Source organism: Sphingobacterium sp. SG20118 (assembly GCF_044740685.1).
Classification (GTDB): domain Bacteria; phylum Bacteroidota; class Bacteroidia; order Sphingobacteriales; family Sphingobacteriaceae; genus Sphingobacterium.
The window spans coordinates 1,314,518-1,332,699 of record NZ_CP172826.1; the positions used below are offsets into that span (position 1 = coordinate 1,314,518).

At 36.0% G+C, this 18,182-nt stretch carries 13 protein-coding genes and 1 pseudogene; 10 read left to right on the forward strand and 4 right to left on the reverse strand.

Going from position 1 to position 18,182, the window contains the following annotated elements; genetic code table 11:
• Positions 1-46: 46 nt before the first annotated feature.
• The 4 genes from ACFX5U_RS06125 to ACFX5U_RS06140 all read left to right on the forward strand — a co-directional run bounded on the left by ACFX5U_RS06125 (position 47) and on the right by ACFX5U_RS06140 (position 5,059).
• On the forward strand, positions 47-928 hold the full coding sequence (locus ACFX5U_RS06125; protein WP_400262783.1) for a hypothetical protein: 882 nt from the start codon (positions 47-49) through the stop codon (positions 926-928).
• 1 nt (position 929) lies between these two features.
• A complete protein-coding gene (locus tag ACFX5U_RS06130; RefSeq protein WP_400262784.1) occupies positions 930-1,763 on the forward strand; it encodes an alpha/beta hydrolase in 834 nt (277 codons plus the stop codon).
• Positions 1,764-1,913: 150 nt separating this feature from the next.
• On the forward strand, positions 1,914-4,250 hold the full coding sequence (locus tag ACFX5U_RS06135; RefSeq protein ID WP_400262785.1) for a TonB-dependent receptor domain-containing protein: 2,337 nt from the start codon (positions 1,914-1,916) through the stop codon (positions 4,248-4,250).
• Between the two features lie 8 nt (positions 4,251-4,258).
• The gene (locus ACFX5U_RS06140; RefSeq protein ID WP_400262786.1) at positions 4,259-5,059 is read left to right on the forward strand and encodes a DUF4249 domain-containing protein; all 801 of its coding nucleotides are present in this window, start codon (positions 4,259-4,261) and stop codon (positions 5,057-5,059) included.
• On the opposite strand, the gene ACFX5U_RS06145 is transcribed toward ACFX5U_RS06140, so the two are convergent.
• Positions 5,054-5,566 (reverse strand): polysaccharide deacetylase family protein, encoded by a 513-nt coding sequence (locus tag ACFX5U_RS06145; RefSeq protein WP_400262787.1) that lies wholly within the window; start codon positions 5,564-5,566, stop codon positions 5,054-5,056. The two genes, ACFX5U_RS06140 and ACFX5U_RS06145, sit on opposite strands and share 6 nt — an antisense overlap.
• Positions 5,567-5,707: 141 nt before the next feature.
• Here ACFX5U_RS06145 and ACFX5U_RS06150 point away from each other — a divergent pair, with 141 nt between their 5' ends.
• The 5 genes and pseudogenes from ACFX5U_RS06150 (at position 5,708) to ACFX5U_RS06170 (ending at position 10,763) form a co-directional block, all read left to right on the forward strand.
• The gene (locus tag ACFX5U_RS06150) at positions 5,708-7,078 is read left to right on the forward strand and encodes a TolC family protein (protein WP_038697100.1); all 1,371 of its coding nucleotides are present in this window, start codon (positions 5,708-5,710) and stop codon (positions 7,076-7,078) included.
• A 20-nt stretch (positions 7,079-7,098) separates the two neighbouring features.
• Positions 7,099-8,401 (forward strand): annotated as a pseudogene (locus ACFX5U_RS06155) (efflux RND transporter periplasmic adaptor subunit).
• An 88-nt stretch (positions 8,402-8,489) separates the two neighbouring features.
• On the forward strand, positions 8,490-9,428 hold the full coding sequence (locus tag ACFX5U_RS06160; RefSeq protein WP_400262788.1) for a ComEA family DNA-binding protein: 939 nt from the start codon (positions 8,490-8,492) through the stop codon (positions 9,426-9,428).
• A 3-nt stretch (positions 9,429-9,431) separates the two neighbouring features.
• Positions 9,432-9,962 (forward strand): adenine phosphoribosyltransferase, encoded by a 531-nt coding sequence (locus ACFX5U_RS06165; protein ID WP_038702276.1) that lies wholly within the window; start codon positions 9,432-9,434, stop codon positions 9,960-9,962.
• 27 nt (positions 9,963-9,989) lie between these two features.
• Positions 9,990-10,763, forward strand: coding sequence for a TerC family protein (locus tag ACFX5U_RS06170; RefSeq protein WP_400262789.1), 774 nt, complete (start codon positions 9,990-9,992; stop codon positions 10,761-10,763).
• 61 nt (positions 10,764-10,824) lie between these two features.
• Here the strand turns inward: ACFX5U_RS06170 and ACFX5U_RS06175 are convergent, their stop codons facing one another.
• From ACFX5U_RS06175 to ACFX5U_RS06185, 3 genes are all read right to left on the reverse strand, one after another.
• Positions 10,825-12,237 (reverse strand): alkaline phosphatase, encoded by a 1,413-nt coding sequence (locus tag ACFX5U_RS06175; protein ID WP_400262790.1) that lies wholly within the window; start codon positions 12,235-12,237, stop codon positions 10,825-10,827.
• 124 nt (positions 12,238-12,361) lie between these two features.
• Positions 12,362-15,163: a hypothetical protein gene (locus tag ACFX5U_RS06180; RefSeq protein WP_400262791.1), complete on the reverse strand. Its 2,802-nt coding sequence runs from the start codon at positions 15,161-15,163 to the stop codon at positions 12,362-12,364.
• A 5-nt stretch (positions 15,164-15,168) separates the two neighbouring features.
• Positions 15,169-16,326 carry a hypothetical protein gene (locus tag ACFX5U_RS06185; protein ID WP_400262792.1) on the reverse strand — a complete coding sequence of 386 codons (1,158 nt, stop codon included), beginning with the start codon at positions 16,324-16,326 and terminating at the stop codon, positions 15,169-15,171.
• A 334-nt stretch (positions 16,327-16,660) separates the two neighbouring features.
• On the opposite strand from ACFX5U_RS06185, the gene ACFX5U_RS06190 reads away from it, so the two are divergent.
• Positions 16,661-18,106: an OmpA family protein gene (locus ACFX5U_RS06190; RefSeq protein WP_400262793.1), complete on the forward strand. Its 1,446-nt coding sequence runs from the start codon at positions 16,661-16,663 to the stop codon at positions 18,104-18,106.
• Positions 18,107-18,182 lie beyond the last annotated feature (76 nt).

Genomic DNA, 18,182 nt, shown 5'->3' on the forward strand with positions numbered 1-18,182 from the left:
TAAATAGAAAACGTTGTGTCATTAAAAAATATTGTATTTTTAATGCATGAACCTTTTAAACAAAGTTATTGTTTTTTCTTTCTTATTCGTACAGTTTCATAATGGGTACAGCCAAAGTAGTAAACAGACCTTCAAGTCGCAGTTAGCATTGGGTGAAATTATCGATAAACAATTAAGTGAAATATCTGGAATTACTTATGCCACACAATCTTCTTACTTTTGGGTTCATAATGACAGCGGTGATGGGGCTCGGATTTATTTAATTGACAAAGAATGCAAATTACTATGTGACTATGAACTGGAAGCTATTGATGTAAAGGATTGTGAAGATATGGCTCGCGTAATAATCAGCGGGAAACCCTATTTAATTTTGGCGGATATTGGAGACAATCGGGCTATTCGTACTCATATTAAGTTGTATATATTCCCGGAGCCTATATATAAATCCGGGGATAACGCCATGCTGATAGCAAAGAAAGAAATTCGAACCGTAACCCTGCGGTATAGCGATGGACCGCGGGACGCCGAGGCATTATTTATAGACCCGAAAGATCGACAACTTTATGTGATTTCGAAAAGAGATTTTCAATCGACGGTTTATAAGGCAGTTATATTTAACGATTTGAAAAAGAATAATGCGCTACTCTCACCAATTATAAAATTGCCTTTTACTTTTGTAACCTCTGCCGATATCAGCACTTCAGGTGACGAGATTCTTATTAAAAATTTGACTGAAATTTTCTATTGGAAAAGAAACAGGAATGAATCAGTGGAACATACCTTATCCAAAAAAACAACCTCAATACCTTATCAAGTCGAGCCACAAGGAGAAGCCATTACTTTTGGAGGAAACGAAGAAGGTTTTTATACAATAAGTGAACGCCCATTTGGTCTTAAATCATATCTTTATTTTTTTGAAAAACGATAACATGAAAAACAACAATCACAACTATTGCTTAGTTACGCTATTCTTATTCTTCTTATGCGCCAATACACACGCTGCAATTGTAGATACCTTAAATATCAATAGTAAAAGCATGTCAAAAGAAGTAAAAGCAGTTGTTATACTTCCGGAAAAGTACGATAAGTCACAACAATATCCAGTGTTATACCTGCTACATGGCTATGGAGGGCGATATGATAATTGGGTTAATAATGTTCCTGAAGTAAAGAAGCTCGTCGATACCTATAATTATATCGTGGTGTGCCCTGATGGTGGTGTCGATAGTTGGTATTGGGATATTCAAGGTGACAATAACTATCAATATGATACTTTTATCAGTGGAGAGTTGCCCGCATATATCGATGCACATTATATGACCAAAAAAGAAAGAACTGGCCGAGCGATCACTGGCTTGAGTATGGGTGGTCATGGTGCCATTACGTTGGCGATTAAACATCAAGATGTATATGGCGCAGCTGGAAGTACCTCTGGTGGCTTAGATATTCGTCCGTTCCCAATGAATTGGAATATCAAAAGTAGGATTGGCACATACGCCACACACCCACAGGAATGGGAAACCAGATCTGCTATCAATATGGTACATCTACTTACCCCAAATCAATTGGAACTTATTATAGATTGTGGTAAAGAGGATTTTTTTTATAACGTGAATCTAGCCGTTCATGATAAATTAGATTACTATAATATTCCACATACTTTTATTACCCGCGCTGGTGCTCATAATTGGGATTACTGGTCTAAATCCATTGTTTATCAGATGGCATTCTTTCATGATTTTTTCAATAAAAAACACAGTTAAAAAAAATTTAGATAAATAATTGGCTTTTTTGGATAAATAATTTAGCTTTGTATTGAAGATATTTTTATAACCAAATTATAAACTTAATACTATAAAGCCTTGTTAACCACAAGGCTTTTTTTATCTTTGAGAAATTACTAAATTAGAAAAATGCGTCGATTACTTAAGCTTATCCCTATCCTTTTAGCCTGCTTTCTCTTTATTTTAAATCAAACTTTCGCGCAAAGCAAGTTTCAATATTCTGGTTATATCAAGAATGGTGAAAACGGTGAAACGCTGGTAGGAGCAGTTGTACGTGATTTAAACTCAAGTCAAATCGCAAGAACAAATAATTATGGTTTTTTCTCTATCCAATTGCCTGAAGGCAAGCAATCCTTTGCAATCTCTTATGTCGGTTTTGATGAACAGATATTCGATGTAACCATAAGCCGAGATAGCGTTTTGAACGTCGAAATGACGCCAAGTGGAAATAAGTTGGAAGAGGTCGTGGTATCCGGAAGAAGAAAAGTTGGAAATGTCACAGGAGTGCAGACAGGTTTAGTTAAATTGGAAATTAAAGACATTAAAAATATTCCTGTTGTATTTGGTGAACAAGACGTGTTGAAAACAATCCAATTATTACCAGGAGTGACCAGTGGAGGTGAGGGAAGTAGTTCATTTTATGTACGCGGTGGTGGTGGGGATCAAAACTTGATTTTGTTGGATGAAGCTGCTGTATATAACGCCTCCCATCTTTTTGGTTTTTTCTCTACGTTTAATTCCGATGCTATCAAGGATGTTAATTTTTATAAAGGAGGGATGCCAGCCTATTTTGGAGGAAAAGTATCTTCTGTTATGGATATCAGTATGATCGATGGTAACAATAAGGAATTCGGCGTTGAAGGTGGTGTCGGTCTGATTGCTTCGCGCCTTAAAGTTGAAGGACCTATTGTAAAAGACAAAGGTTCCTTTATGATCAGTGGCCGTAGAACTTATGCCGATCTGTTCTTGAAACTTTCTAAAGATGAAGATGTCAACCAAAGTAAACTGTTCTTTTATGATCTCAATGCAAAAGTAAACTACCGCTTTAATAATAAAAACTCCTTGTTCTTGTCTGGATATTTTGGGAAAGATGCCATGGCCTATAGCAATCTTTTCGATTTCAATTGGGGGAATGCCACTGGGACTGTTCGATGGAATCATGTATGGAACAATAAATTGTTTAGCAACACGACCTTTATTTACAGTGATTTTAATTATAATGTCAATATAGAAGATAACTCAAATTTTAAGATTACCTCTAAAATCGAAAACATCAATCTGAAGCAGGACTTTCAATATTATCCGAATAATGATCATCAGACTCGTTTTGGTCTTCAAACTTCCATGCAGACTATTCGGCCTGCAAGTCTATATGGAGGAGATGGGTCAGCAGTAAATACCATTGAGATTGAACCACGCAAAGGTTTAGAAACAGCAGTATATGTCTCAGATGAATGGACGTTGTCGGATAAATTCAAAGCTTTATATGGCTTAAGGGTAAATCAGTATAGTATGTTGGGGCCAGGCACGATCTATAGTTTTGATGCTGGAGGTAATCCGATTGAAAAAATATTGTATGGTAAAAATAAAGTAATTAAAAATTATCTGACCTTCGAACCACGTCTATCTTTGAACTATATGTTTAATGATATGCAGAGTGTAAAAGCTTCGTTTAATCGTAATTCGCAAAATTTACATCAATTGACCAATACCACATCCAGTCTTCCTACGGACCAGTTTGTATTGAGTTCAAATAATATCAAGCCGCAGTTGGCCAGTCAAGTCTCCTTAGGTTATTTTCAAAATTTTCAGGACGCAAAGTATGAAGCTTCTGTAGAGACCTATTATAAAGATTTACAAAATCAGATAGACTTTAAAAATGGTGCAGACCTACAAGCAAATGAAATGCTAGATGGTGAACTTTTATTTGGTAAAGGCAGGGCTTATGGTGTTGAATGGTTTTTGAAGAAAAATAAGGGAAAATTGACCGGGTGGTTAAGTTATACCTTATCAAAAAGCGAGCGTCAATTCGATCAGATCAATGCCGGAGAATGGTTTAATGCAAGACAAGATAAGACGCATAATGTGTCTTTGGTAGCGATGTATAAATTGACAAATAAGTGGACCTTAGGGGGAACATTTGTGTACTATACGGGCGATGCGGTTACTTTTCCATCAGGAAAATATCAAGTGGATGGCAAGACATTATTTTATTATACGGATCGTAATCGTTATCGTATGCCCAACTATCATCGTCTGGATGTGTCAGCAACATATGATCCAGGAGCGAAGCTAAACAAACGCTACTCTTCTTCTTGGTCATTTGGACTGTACAATGCCTATAATCGGAAAAATGCCTACTTAATTGATTTCAAAGAAAATGAAGATAACCCTAATATTACGGAAGCTTATCGGATCGCTTTGTTTGGAATCATTCCTTCTGTCACTTGGAATTTTAAATTTTAATAATGAAAATGAAATTATTTTTAAATTATATCTCCCTATTCATGATTTTATTCCTAGGTTCTTGCGAGGATAAGATCGATCTTGAATTGGGCTCTATTGAAGAGAAGTATGTCATAGTAGCCGACTTACATAATGCCAATCCATTGCAAACGATTCAAATCAATAAAGCTGTTGATTTTTCTAACAATACAACTAAAAACCCTGTACTAGGAGCACATGTATTGGTAGAAAATACGACGAGTGGACGATCCTATAAATTTGTAGATGGAGGTGATGGGAGCTACACTATCGATAAAATGACTTTAAATGAAGGCGACTCTTATGCTCTTCATATTGAAATGTCCGATGGTGAAGCATTTGAAGCAACGTGTAAAATGCCCGTTTTTGTCAATGTCGACTCTATTGGCCTCCTTCGTAAAAAAAGATTTGATGAAGAGTATATATATGCAACATTGAGCTTTGTCGATCCTGTAGGGGAAGAGAATTATTATAAATACAAATTGAAGTTAAATGACGAAGAATTTAAATTCAGTGACGTCTTTAGTGACAAGTTTAATGACGGTTTACTCGTTGAACATGAAATAACAAATGAAGACAATGATTTAAAAGTTGGGGATCGGATTCAGATATTAAGGCAGTGTATCGCCAAAGATGTGTACACGTATTGGTCCAATATTCAGGGTCAAAATCCAGGATCAGCAGCACCTTTTAATCCAATTTCTAATATTTCCAATGGAGCTTTGGGGTATTTTAGCGTCAGTAGTGCACAGTATTACCACCTAGATGTAGCAGAAAAGCGAAAATTATAGTACTTCAAAACGATAGTTTTTAGCGAGAAGGTATGCTATGGCTTTTGGAAGTGCGTATGTTACACGTGGGATTGCCTTTATATTATCATGAAAGACAATGATGGAACCATTTTCGGTGTTTTCAATTGTATTCTTGTAACATTTTTCAGGACTCAAAGATAGGTCGAAATCACCGGTAAGGACATCCCACATGATGATTTCGTAATTTGGATACAAAGTTTTCAGTTGTGACTTTTTTGCCCTACCATAAGGAGGACGAAACAGCTTACTTTTGGTTAAATGTTGGCATTTTTCAATATTTTCTAAATATTCTTCATCTGTAGTTATCCAGCCTTTCAGATGATTATAGGTGTGATTACCCACTTGATGCCCTTCTTCCAAAATTCTTTCAAACAAATGTGGATTTTTTTTAATATTTTCACCTACGCAAAAAAAAGTCGCCTTGATGTTGTATTCCTTTAGTGTATCTAAAACAAAAGGAGTGAGTTTCTGGAATAGGTCCATCATCAAATGTGAGATAAATTTTGTTTTCTTTCCTAGATTTATTCCAAATTGATTTTGGATAAAACAGTTTAAGAAAGAAAGGTGCTTTAACAAGATACATACATTACATTTTAACAAATGTATTAAAACTATTAAGTTCTTACTATGGACGATAGAAAAAATTATAAAAAAATGGCTCTAATGGCTATCATGTTTTCCATGATGGGCTATGCGAGTTTTGGACAGGGGAAGGTAACCGTAGAAGAGGCAATACGAGTTACTTTGGAGAGAAACCTGCAAGTAAAGCAGGCAACATTGAATAAAGACCTCGCTGCACAAGATGTGTTCCAAGCGAAGTCCAATCTATATCCTGATTTAGGCATCAGTGTCAATCAACGATATAATAATGGATTTGCATTTGACCAAGTAGCAGGAAAGGTACTTACGGGTAATGACTGGACTACTACTTCAAGTGGCTCATTGAGTTCAAACGTAACCATTTTCCAAGGTTTACAAAAAGTCAATCAAATTAAAGCCAATAAATTATTATTGGAATCGGCAGCAACACAAATAGAAAAGATCAAGTACGACCTGATGCTTTCCGTTTTGGTCAATTATTTAGAAGCAATCACCAACAAGGAGATGACGATTGCAAGTGAGCAACAAATCTTATTGTCTAAGGAGCAAGTGAAAAATGATTCTATTCAATTCGAAGTTGGAAATAAGACTTTGGCCGATCTATCCCAATCTAAAAACCAAGTTGCTACAGATCAACTTAATCTTGTTAATGCAAAAAATGCTTATGAGTCTTCTTTGTTAGCCCTTAAGCAATTGATGGAGCTATCTCCTCAGACCGATCTGCAATTGGTGAAACCACAAGTAGAAGCAATCGATCAGGTATTAGAGCAATATACTGCTGAAACCGTTTTTGATAAAGCTAAAAGTTTTAATCCCGAACTGAAAAAGGCACAATTGGATAAACAAGCCGCATTAAAACAGATTGCTATTGCAAAAGGAGGTTATTTACCAACTCTTTCTTTGGGTGTTAGTTATGGGTCTAATTATTCTTCAAAGGCATATGACCTAGTTACTCAAACTGTTATTCCTTTTGGAGACCAGGTGAACAAAAATAAATCGTTTGGTGCTGGTCTGTCATTATCGATCCCTATTTTTGATAATAATAAAAACAAGGTTAATGTATCAAAAGCGAAGATTAACCTACAATTGGCAGAGACCAATGAGCAGCTTTTGGAAACAACTTTAAATAAAACCGTCAATCAAGCTGTTCTGGACTTATCTGCTGCAGCGCAGCGATATCAATCGAGCTTAGCTGCTTTTAGCAGCGCAACAGATGCCTTTCAGGTCATCAAAGAACGCTACGACATTGGAATGGCTAACGGTATTGAACTATTTACTGCTCAAACAAATAGAAATAAAGCTGAATTTGATTTGATTCAAGCAAAATATAATATGATCTTTAAAGATAAAATAATAGATTATTATGTTGGAAATCCGATTAAATTTGATGTCAATTAACTCCTTAACGAAAATTTGAAATGGCTAAAAAGAAAAGTAAATTAACAAAGATCATATTAATAAGTGCTGTAGTTATATTAGTATTGGTTTTAGTTGGCAGCAAATTAGGATGGTTCGGAAAAGGGGATGTCATCAAAGTTGCTGTGGATACCGCAAAAGAGATGGAAATCAATGAGTTGGTTTCTGCAAGTGGTAAGATTCAACCGGAATTTGAAGTTAAATTAAGTTCTGAGGTTTCGGGAGAGGTCGTTGAATTGAATATCAAGGAAGGCGATATCGTTAAAAAAGGACAAGTTTTATGTCGTATTAAACCTGATATCTTACAATCGGGATACGATCGTTCTATTGCAACGTTAAATTCACAAAGAGCTAATCTAGCAGCTGCCCAACAACAATTGAAGCAGCAACAGGCAAATTTTAGTAATGTGGAGGCAACTTTTAAAAGAAATCAAGAATTGTTCAATAAAAGGGTGATATCTGCTGCTGAAATGGATAAAAGTTCTTCCGAGTATTACTCGACTCTAGCAGCTATTGAAGCGCAGAAGCAAACGGTACTTTCTACTAAATATGGAATTGACCAGTCGCAAGCGACAGTAAAAGAAGCGAAGGATAACTTAGACCGAACGACAATATATTCTCCAAGTGATGGTGTCGTATCTCTTTTATCTATCGAATTGGGAGAGCGTGTGGTAGGAAACTGCCCAGATGGCTGGAACAGAAATTATGCGTATTGCCAATATGGAAGTTATGGAAGTGAATGTTGATGTGAATGAAAATGACATCAATCGCGTTCGTGTAGGAAATGAAGCAGAAATTGAAGTAGACGCTTACCAAGATCGCAAGTTTAAGGGTATCGTAACAGAAATTGCTTCTTCATCCAAAAATATAGCAACGGTTACTGCAGGTTCTTCTACAGAACAAGTGACAAACTTTAATGTAAAAGTACGTATCCAATTGAGCTCCTATGAGGATCTATTAAAGGAAACTCATGTTTCGCCTTTTAAACCAGGTTTGTCAGCGACAGTGCAGATCTTTACACGTCATCAGAAAGGCTTAGCAATCCCAATTCAATCTGTAACCATCAGAAATGGTGTTGGAGCAGATAGCTTAAGCAATGATAGTCTTAAAGAATACGTTTTCGTACTTAATAATGGCTTGGTTAAACAAACTGTTGTAAAGACCGGTATTCAGGATGATAAGAATATTATAATTTTATCAGGCCTTAAAAAAGGAGATGAGATTGTATCTAGACCATTTGATGCGATTTCCAAAACATTGAAGGACGATAGTAAAGTCGAGAAAGTAGATAAAAATAGTCTATAGTACTTAAAGCCTTTATTTAAGGTTTGAAACATAACAAAAAGGTTGTATTTAATTAAAAATTCCGTAACTTAATGAAAACTAAATCATTGTGTTACGGAATTTTTTTAAATATTTTAATTTATCCCGAACTGAACAGAACGGTTTTTTTGTCTTGTTCCTGATGATTTTGGTGTTCATCAGTTTTCCATATTTTTATAACTTCTTGCATCCCACTGATTTTGACTCCTTTGAAATTCGAGATTTTACGGAAGATACAAGTGGTGTCAACTCAAGGCATTATAAGCGGACATCTGGTGAATGGGCAAATAGCAAAGGCTCCGCTTCAAATCAATTAAAAACAGCAGCAAAATTGTTTCCTTTCGACCCCAATCGCTTGGATGAGGATGGCTGGAAAAGGTTGGGATTGTCAGATAAACAGGTGCGTGTTATTCTGAATTATAGAAATAAGGGTGGTCAGTTTTACAAGAAAGAAGATTTGGCAAAAATCTACTCCATTTCGCCAGATGAATTTAAACGTCTCCAAGATTTTATTGTGATAGAACAGGTTTCTGCTTATAAACAAGAGGAAGAGAAACAAGAATATCAGACTGTACAAAAAGTAGGTCAAAAGGAGTTTAGATTAGCTCCTCCAATTATTGATGTTAATCTTGCAGATACGACAGCGTTTATTAAACTTCGCGGTATAGGCTCGGTTTTTGCAAATCGTATTGTTAGCTATCGAAAATCACTAGGTGGTTTTGTAACGGTACAGCAAATAAAGGAAATATATGGACTTCCATTAGAGACTTACGAAGCTATATTTCCTTATTTAAAAATCAGTTCAGATCCGATGATTTATAAACTTAATATCAATGATTTGGATGTTAAGTCTTTGGCCAAACATCCCTATATTAATTACAAGCAAGGTACAGCGATAGTCAATTATCGAATTCAGCATGGACGCTTTCAAAACATGGAAGATTTAAGAAAGGTCCTCCTATTAGATGATGATTTTTTGCGTAAACTTGCACCATATTTAACATTTTAAATGATGCTAGAAGAAAAATTAAAACGTGTTGTTCGTGATGTATATGATTTTCCAAAACCTGGAATTGTTTTTAAAGATATAACACCGTTATTGCAAGATGCAAAACTCTGTTTAGAAATGGTAGATGCATTTGTAGAGCAGATAAAAGATTGTGAATTGGATGCGGTTGCCGGTATCGAAAGTAGAGGTTTTCTATTTGGCATGATGCTAGCGAGTCGCTTGCAGGTGCCTTTTATACCTATACGCAAGCAAGGGAAATTACCTTTTCATACGATTTCAGAATCTTATGCCCTCGAATATGGGCAAGCTACTATTGAAATGCATGAAGATGCTTTCCCTAAAGGGAGTAAAATATTGATTCATGATGATTTATTAGCGACAGGTGGTACCGTAGTCGCTGCAAGTAAGTTAATTGAAAAATTGGGTGGTGAAGTTGCAGGATACTGCTTTGTCATCAGTTTAGATTTTCTAAATAGCCAAGGACGGTTAACCCGCTTTAGTCCGAATATTTTTTCATTAGCACATTATAATTAATTTAATTTAAAAACCCAATAAATTTTTATGGAATGGATCTCGGACCCACAAATTTGGATTTCACTACTGACATTGACAGTTTTAGAAGTTGTACTCGGAATAGATAACATTGTGTTTATCTCCATACTGAGTGGTAAATTACCTGCTGAACAGCAAAAAAAGGCGCGTCAGCTAGGTTTACTTTTGGCTTTAGTAACTCGTGTTTTATTACTATTTTCAATCAAATGGATCATGTCTTTGACAGAGCCATTTATTAATTTTGCAACTACTTTTGGAATTGATAATCCAGATTGGTCCCGTTACTTAGAATTATCGGGTAGAGATTTGATTCTATTTATTGGGGGTTTATTTTTGATATATAAAAGTACAACAGAAATTCATCATAAAATGGATGGACATACGGAAGAACAAAAGACCATCAAAAAGGGAGTTACTTTTATTGGGACACTCTTTCAAATCTTGATTTTAGATATTGTATTCTCATTAGATTCAGTCATAACAGCTGTTGGTATGGTCGATCAAATTGGTGTTATGGTTGCAGCAGTTATTATTGCAGTACTGATTATGTTATTGTCTGCAGAACAGATCAGCAAATTTGTTAATGACTATCCATCGGTCAAAATGTTGGCACTATCGTTCCTATTGTTGATTGGAGTGTCGTTGACAGCCGAAGCTTTTGATCAGACTATCCCAAAAGGATACATCTATTTTGCGATGGCTTTTTCAGTTTTAGTCGAATTTCTTAATATTAAAAGTGAGAAAAAACAACTGCAAAAGGATAATCAAAAAATAGAGAAATAGACATAAAAAAAGCTATCCTTTTTAAAAAGGATAGCTTTTTTATTGAATTATTTATCGGCAATTATAAACTTAAAGCCGCTGCTTGCGCAATCTTTTTAGGAATATCGGTGTTTTCCATTTTATGCGTAAATAATTCCGAACCTGCTCCAATCGCATAAATTGGAACATATCCTGCCGAATGGTTGCCCGAGGCCCATGATATATTAGCCACTTCATTTAACGTTTTTACAGCCAGTGCAACAAGTTTCTCATCGCTAGCATAAAGACTTTTTTCTGTGGCATTCACATGTTTGATAAAGCTATTCTCGTAAGCTTGAAAAATCGCTTTTTCTTGAGCCTCATTGATCTTTACTTTTGACCATAGACCAAGATTTTCCGATAGTATATGCTTGATTTCTTCCCAAGTTGCTTTTGGTTGTTCCACTCTCACTTTCGAAATTATTTTTGAAAGCTCACCTTGAGAAACTTTTTGGTTCGCTAAAATTTTAAAATTGAGATTACTGCTCCCAGTACCCAAGGTCATACCACCTGTTTCGTGATCAGCAGTAATGATGATCAATGTTTCTTCAGGATGTTTTAAATAGAAATCATAAGCGACTTGAACAGAGCTGTTGAAGTCTACCACCTCGTGTAGCGTAGTAGCAGCATCATTACTATGGCTAGACCAATCGATTTTACCACCTTCTACCATCAAGAAAAATCCATTGTCATTATTTTTCGTAAGCGATTCAATAGCAACTTCTGTTATTTGTTTCAAATTCAAGTCTCCATCTTTTTGATCAATCGCAAATTTTAGGGATTCAGGATCTGTGTTTTTATTGTTCATGAATATAATCTTATCCGCTTTGCCTTTTACGCTATCATAGTCCGATTTTCCAAAAGCAAGTGTATATCCCGATTTCTCAAATAAGGTGAAAATAGGAGTGACAGTTTCCTTCGCAGCATTGGTATCATGCTTTAAAAATCCTGAACCAGCAAAAAAGTCGAAGTTTGATTTAGGGATGTCTGTCGCTATTTCATAATATTTATTTCTGCTGGTTTGGTGTGCGTAGAAAGAAGCTGGAGTAGCGTGGTCAATACTCACACTCGTGGTGATTCCAACTTTCATTCCCTTTTCTTTCGCTGCATATGCAATACTTTTCAAAGCTATTGTTTGTGTTGAGTCCATCCCAATGACACCGTTTTTTGTTTTGGAACCTACTGCTAGTGCAGTTCCTCCTGCAGCAGAATCTGTAATGCCGTTAGAAAGGGAGTAAGTTGATGCAAAAGTGGCTACAGGGAATTGTGAAAAGACCAAAGGTTTCAATCCGATTCTATTTTCTAGATCTGCAAGATAAACTTCGGTGGAATTGACTTGATTCAGTCCCATACCATCACCGATCATATAAAATATATACTTGGGTTTATTTTGGGCGAATAAAATGGATAGCGACGCTAAGTAGAAAATAGTTGTTGCAACTGTACGTTTGATCATGAGTAATGTTGTGTTAGTATAGGTATTTAAATTATGTTATGTATTAAAAGGGCTAATATAATAAACCCATATTTGTTTAATGTTAAGTTTTTGAAAATAGGAGCTAGACGATGCAGTCAAGATACTAAAATCCGAACTTACGTGGAAAATAACTTAAAGAAAGCATAAAATATTGTGTCAAATTGTTACGATACCCTTGTGTAAATTCGGTGAGTCCATTTAACATATACAATCCTTTATTTTCCTGCAGTAAATCATAGGCTGCCAATTTTACCTCTAAATTATTACCCTTCATCATTCGATAGCTTGTATTGGCATTCCAGATCAATGCATGGTCTTTGTAGGTTCCAGATGTGGATAGACGGCTTGTAGCATTGCTGTTGATCTGCCAACGATTAGTCAAGGAATAACTCATGCTGAGACCTGAGCTCCAATAATTGGAAACATAGTCATTGTTACTATTCCCTAATTTATTATATCTGCTATAACGGTTCCAGCCATTTGTCCAACCAATCTGATATCGATCCACAAGAGTATAATAGCTCTCTAATTCTATATTTTGTGCATTATGGAGCATCTCTTGTTTTTCTTGGTCCATGTATTGAAACTTATTACCCCAGTTGAGATTACCGCGAAATTGCATATTCAAGGTTTGATTTTTACCTATTAAATAGGATTTATCCAAATTCCCTGAAAAATAATAGAGCTTCATCAGATCCTTTATCTGCGTGACATAGTTCTGCTGCTGTCCTGGTACATAAACAATGCTGTCGGTTAATCCGTTTTTATATAGTGTAAGGCCTAAACTTACACTACCGGAATATCCATGTTGACGCTGCTCATTATAATTATTGCTCAGCGTAATGCGACTGCGGCTAGTTTTATTGAGATGTTCTGCTCCAAAATAACGGAACGCGACATGGCTATTATCATAGATTGGACGCAATCGGTCTAAATTGGGATACTCTTCATCATATTCAAAATTTAGTGCACTAGACATATAATATTTTCCATTTTTAGTATAGTAATTATTAATTCCAATTTTTGGTATGAATGTCCCAAAATGCTGCTCAAGATTACGGTAATCCAACGACGAACTATTTTTTTCGTTATGGAAGCGGCTGCCAAGGCTCATATTAAGATTTGTTGAATTACTATATCTGCCATCCATGTTGGTGTATCCTATGTTTTTAGAGTAATGGATAGTAGGCATATATTGTACGCGATTAAAAGTGCTGATGTGACTGAGGTCAGTATTTTGTTCGAATTGGTTCCCAATAAGGTTCTTAACATCATTGTCGGTATTGGTATGGTAATAGCTTATTTTTTGCGTTATTCGCCAATCATTGTAGTTTGCCGTGAGCTGTATATCGTGCGTTTGCTGATCTAACTTATTGTCGTAAAAACGGTGATCATTGCGATTGAGACTGTCATTATCGTAATTGATATAGGTGCTCTTACGTTCATTTCTATTGTTTTGTTGGCTGATGTCGCTATTGATTAGTACCCCGTAGGTTATCAGTTGCCAGAAAGATTTATCCCCTTTGGAAGTCATCCGCATGTTGGGACTTGAATTGACACCATAGACATCCAGCTTAGAGCTGAAATTAAGTCGTCTGATTTGATTGTTAGAATTGTTATTAGCTGTGTTTTCAGCATGATTGCCCTCATAATTGTATTGTGTTATATCATCGGATTCGTCTTGATTTTTTTGATGGTAAGCATTTATATTAGCAGTAAAGCTGTTCTGTCGTTCTTTTATTTTTCCTCCTGTATTGGTGTACCGAAGGTCCATCTGTTGGTTTTGACGGTGGTTCTCATTCTGATTATTATTGGTACGTGTATTATTATTATGTTCCTCGGATAGGAGTGTGGTCGTCGAGTGGCTTTCGGTGCGGATGTTGTCCCAACGTGATAGTACGTTTCCGATAATATTGTGCTTCCGGTTTACTTCATTGGTTCCGATGATATCATATTGATATCTTGACCCCAAAACATGTTGGTTATTGATACCAGTACTTAGAAAGTCCGAATCAAAATCAGCATTGATACCGACACCTTTAAAGCTGGTGTTTCTTAATAGCTGATCCATATTCTGCAGGTTCTTGTTGCTATTATTTCCAGAGTAGCCCAAAGTAAATTGTGATTTATTTTTTGCAAGATTGAAATTAGCATGTTGTTGATAACGTTTGGTAGTACCTAATCCTATGGAAGCATTTCCAAAATACATATTTTCCTTACCTTTTTTCAATGCTACGTTCATTTCATATTTTACATCATGCGGATTCTCTTTTTTTTCTTTCTCATTACGCTTATCGTAGACTTGTAATTTTTTAACCGCATCTTTTGAAAGGTTCTGCAATACAATGGCTTTATCACTTCCAAAAAACTCTTTTCCATTCACCAATACATTGGGTATCTCACGTCCGTTGTAGGTTAGACTACCATCTCCCCAAACCACTACACCAGGCAGCTTTCGAAGTAAATCTTCGACTACCGCATTGCTGTCCAATTGGAATGCATCGGCATTAAACTCCAAGGTATCTCCATTCATACGTACCGGCGGAATGACTTCGACCTCTTCGAGCTGATTTTCTACAAACGCCATGTGGATTTTGCCAAAGTCCTTCTCCTCATTTTTGCTAAGCATAAACTCCTGTAAGACTTTTTGAAATCCTTGATACCGTAGTTCTAATAGATAGGGTTTATTCGCTGCAAGGTCATTTACGACAAATTTACCATAAGCATCAGTTAAGGTTACTTTTTCGACAGACTCTTTCCCTTTCTCGTAGATCGAAACAGAAGCAGAACGTAATATATTTTTGTATAACGTATCGATTGCGATGCCTTGAATTTTCGTTTGTGCATTTAGCGTGCCTATACAACATAGCGTGATTAGGATATAGCGGATAAAGGTATATGACATAAGGGTTATCGTAATTTGAAACGTACAAAAATAGGATTGTTGACTTTTTCTAACATTTTGAGGCGATCGCTTACAGGATGACGTTCATCAATAGATTTCCCGATGGCCTGTCGAATATCTTCTGGAAATAAGATCGAGTATAAATATTCACCATCTGTACCTAAGGTATTATAGTTCAAAAAAGCGAGATAGTCATTGCACTTGTCCGGTATAATATTTTGAAGCCCTATGATTTCTTTGGTCGTAGGATCGAGTGCTAATGTTAAATTTCCGCTCTGCTGGAATTGAATGATCAAATAATTTTGGTAAGGAAAGACATCCCCAATACCGGTAATGATACTTTGATGGGCATCCATATACTGCATAGCAGGCATATAATCTTTTATTTTAGTCAATTCATCTAGATTTGGTGTGTTTTTTAAAGGGAAAATAAACTGATAGATCTTTGAGACTCCCATTGAATCCAGTTCAAACAGTTGCGTACTATAGGTAAAACTCGCATAGGCTTTATTGTTCTTTTGAAGTGACCCTAATGAACCGAATGAATAGAATGCCAGGAATGTACTATCCATTTTTTGATAGATGACGATGGTACTATCACCTCGTCTTAGAGACTTGGTATCCATGTTTTTTTTACCAATAAAATCAGGAACTGAATAATGCCAAGAAGAATTTCCGATGGTTGTGGTATATTGAAAGCTATCATCGTGATTGATCGATATGGTATCGATCAGGTTACCATCTCGATCCAGATTTATTTTCATCTTATTGTAAGAAAGTCTAAACCCTTTTTCTGTTGCTATAATGTGATGGAATAACTGAGAATCTTCCTTTGTTTTTTTTATACCAGCTACTTCATCGACAATCTTAATGAGATCTCCTTTTAAGTTATAGAGGTATAGATAACCTTTTCTTGATAATATGGCTATCCGATCGTTAGTAAGGGTACTGCTATAGGCTCTATCCAATAATTGGTTTTTATTACCTTTTAAAGGAATATACTCCAAATCGCTGATTCGTTCGGAAATAGTCCCTCCTAATGTGGTTTCGGGTACGATACGTATTTTTTCTAAAGGAATATCTTTAGCATAAATAAGGCGTTGAGCAGCAAGATGACTTGACTGAAATAGTAACGCGGCTAAGCATAAGAGTATAATTCGCATTTTAAGATATAGATCTAAGTTTATTTGCTTGGTTAAATTATCCTTTAATTGCGGTTAACAATTTTTTAGGATAAAGTGAAATTGGGTAATTATTATCTATGAATGTAAATATATTTTATCGTAAATAAAATATCTAGAATAAGACAATCGATTGCGTATTTGTCATTTACTACCCATTGAAGTCAATTATTATTTAGCGTTATTTTTTTTAGGAGTAGCTTGGGTCTTAAAACAATTCTTGCAAGATAATTGTTACAACAAGGTAGCATTGCAGCATACTACATCTATCTGCAATGAAACTAACTGAAAACAGATAAACTAAAATTTGAACATTATGGAAATTAATCTTTTAAATTCTGCTAAAGAATTTTTTAACGAAGAGGCCTTATCTAAGCTTGGTAATTCCTTGGGAGAAAATAAGGAAAAAGTAAAATCAGCAATTGGAACAATTGTTCCATCGCTTTTTTTAGGATTACAGAAAGAATCTGGAACGGGATTGAATGCCATATTGGAGAAAGCGAAACAATATTTCGGAGACTTTAAATTTGATGACTATTTAAAAACGAATACTGAAACCGGACGGATCAATGGTTTGGTGGATTCCGAGCCTATCTCGCCCCATCATAATGATCTATTACAATCCATTTTTGGCGGTAAGTTCGATACGATTGTTTCGAATTTAGGAAGTGCTATTGGCGCTAATGGCGCAACAGTTGAAAAACTATTAAGCCTTTCTTTACCCGCGGTGTTTTCAAGTTTAACACAAAATGGAACCAATTGGAATGCCAGTGCTGTCACGCGATTGCTGGATGAAAATAAGCATAATTTTGCTGCCGCATTACCTGCAGGTTTGGGGTTAGGAGCATTTGGATCTCCGGTGACTACTTCTGGAGAAGTGGTTACACCTACAGCGAATACCACAGTCGATGACAAGTCTATTGAAGCCGTGTTGGTTTCCGTACCTGTAGATAAGGACCCCGCAATCATACATCCTGAAAATGTAACAGACGAGGCTGTATCAAGAGAGGAAGAGTTGACCGTAGTACCGCCAATTGTGCCACCTATTGATCATGTTCCCATTATTCCTCGTCCTCCGGTAGGGGCTACAGTAGATCCTTTACATACCGAAAATCCACAGTCTGGCGGTGGCGGTATATGGAAGTTATTGATCCCAATTGTTATTATTGCCATACTCTGGTTTTTATTTGGTAGAGGATGTAAAGGAGATAAAGATCAAGTAGCAGTGGTTGATACCATGCAAACAACGGCTGTAGATACCAGTATTACTGTTGTCGCAGTTACCCCTGTTGTTCGGGAAAGCTTAGAGGTCATCTTACCCGATGGAGTAAAATTACAAGCTTATAAAGGTGGTATAGAAGATCAGCTGGTTCAGTTTTTAAAAACAGATTATAAGGCATTAGGTGAGGAAGAATTGAAAGATAAATGGTTTAATTTTGATAATTTAAATTTCGAAACAGGAACTGCCAAAGTATTACCAGAAAGTGAAATTCAGTTGGCGAATTTAGCCGCAATTTTACATGCCTTTCCAGCTGCAACCATTAAAATAGGCGGATATACTGATAAAACAGGAAATGAAAATTTCAATAAAAAATTATCTCAAGATCGTGCAGATGTCGTCAAAGTCTTTCTAGTAGGAAAGGGACCAAGTGGTCAAGTGATAGGAGCAGAGGGATATGGTTCTGAATTTGCAAAAGCGGATGCTGATGCACCAGAGTCCGAACGTATATTAGATCGCATCGTAGCTATAAGTGTACGATAGTAAAGATTTCTGAAATATAAAAAGGGGATAAATAGGTTTTTATCCCCTTTTTTATATCACAATAATATTGCATTTT

Coding starts and splice junctions, on each gene's coding strand:
- ACFX5U_RS06140 (WP_400262786.1), top strand. CDS start 4,259: ATGAAATTATTTTTAAATTATATCTCCCTATTCATGATTTTATTCCTA.
- ACFX5U_RS06135 (WP_400262785.1), top strand. CDS start 1,914: ATGCGTCGATTACTTAAGCTTATCCCTATCCTTTTAGCCTGCTTTCTC.
- ACFX5U_RS06175 (WP_400262790.1), bottom strand. CDS start 12,237: ATGATCAAACGTACAGTTGCAACAACTATTTTCTACTTAGCGTCGCTA.
- ACFX5U_RS06145 (WP_400262787.1), bottom strand. CDS start 5,566: ATGATGGACCTATTCCAGAAACTCACTCCTTTTGTTTTAGATACACTA.
- ACFX5U_RS06165 (WP_038702276.1), top strand. CDS start 9,432: ATGCTAGAAGAAAAATTAAAACGTGTTGTTCGTGATGTATATGATTTT.
- ACFX5U_RS06190 (WP_400262793.1), top strand. CDS start 16,661: ATGGAAATTAATCTTTTAAATTCTGCTAAAGAATTTTTTAACGAAGAG.
- ACFX5U_RS06150 (WP_038697100.1), top strand. CDS start 5,708: ATGGACGATAGAAAAAATTATAAAAAAATGGCTCTAATGGCTATCATG.
- ACFX5U_RS06180 (WP_400262791.1), bottom strand. CDS start 15,163: ATGTCATATACCTTTATCCGCTATATCCTAATCACGCTATGTTGTATA.
- ACFX5U_RS06185 (WP_400262792.1), bottom strand. CDS start 16,326: ATGCGAATTATACTCTTATGCTTAGCCGCGTTACTATTTCAGTCAAGT.
- ACFX5U_RS06130 (WP_400262784.1), top strand. CDS start 930: ATGAAAAACAACAATCACAACTATTGCTTAGTTACGCTATTCTTATTC.
- ACFX5U_RS06170 (WP_400262789.1), top strand. CDS start 9,990: ATGGAATGGATCTCGGACCCACAAATTTGGATTTCACTACTGACATTG.
- ACFX5U_RS06125 (WP_400262783.1), top strand. CDS start 47: ATGAACCTTTTAAACAAAGTTATTGTTTTTTCTTTCTTATTCGTACAG.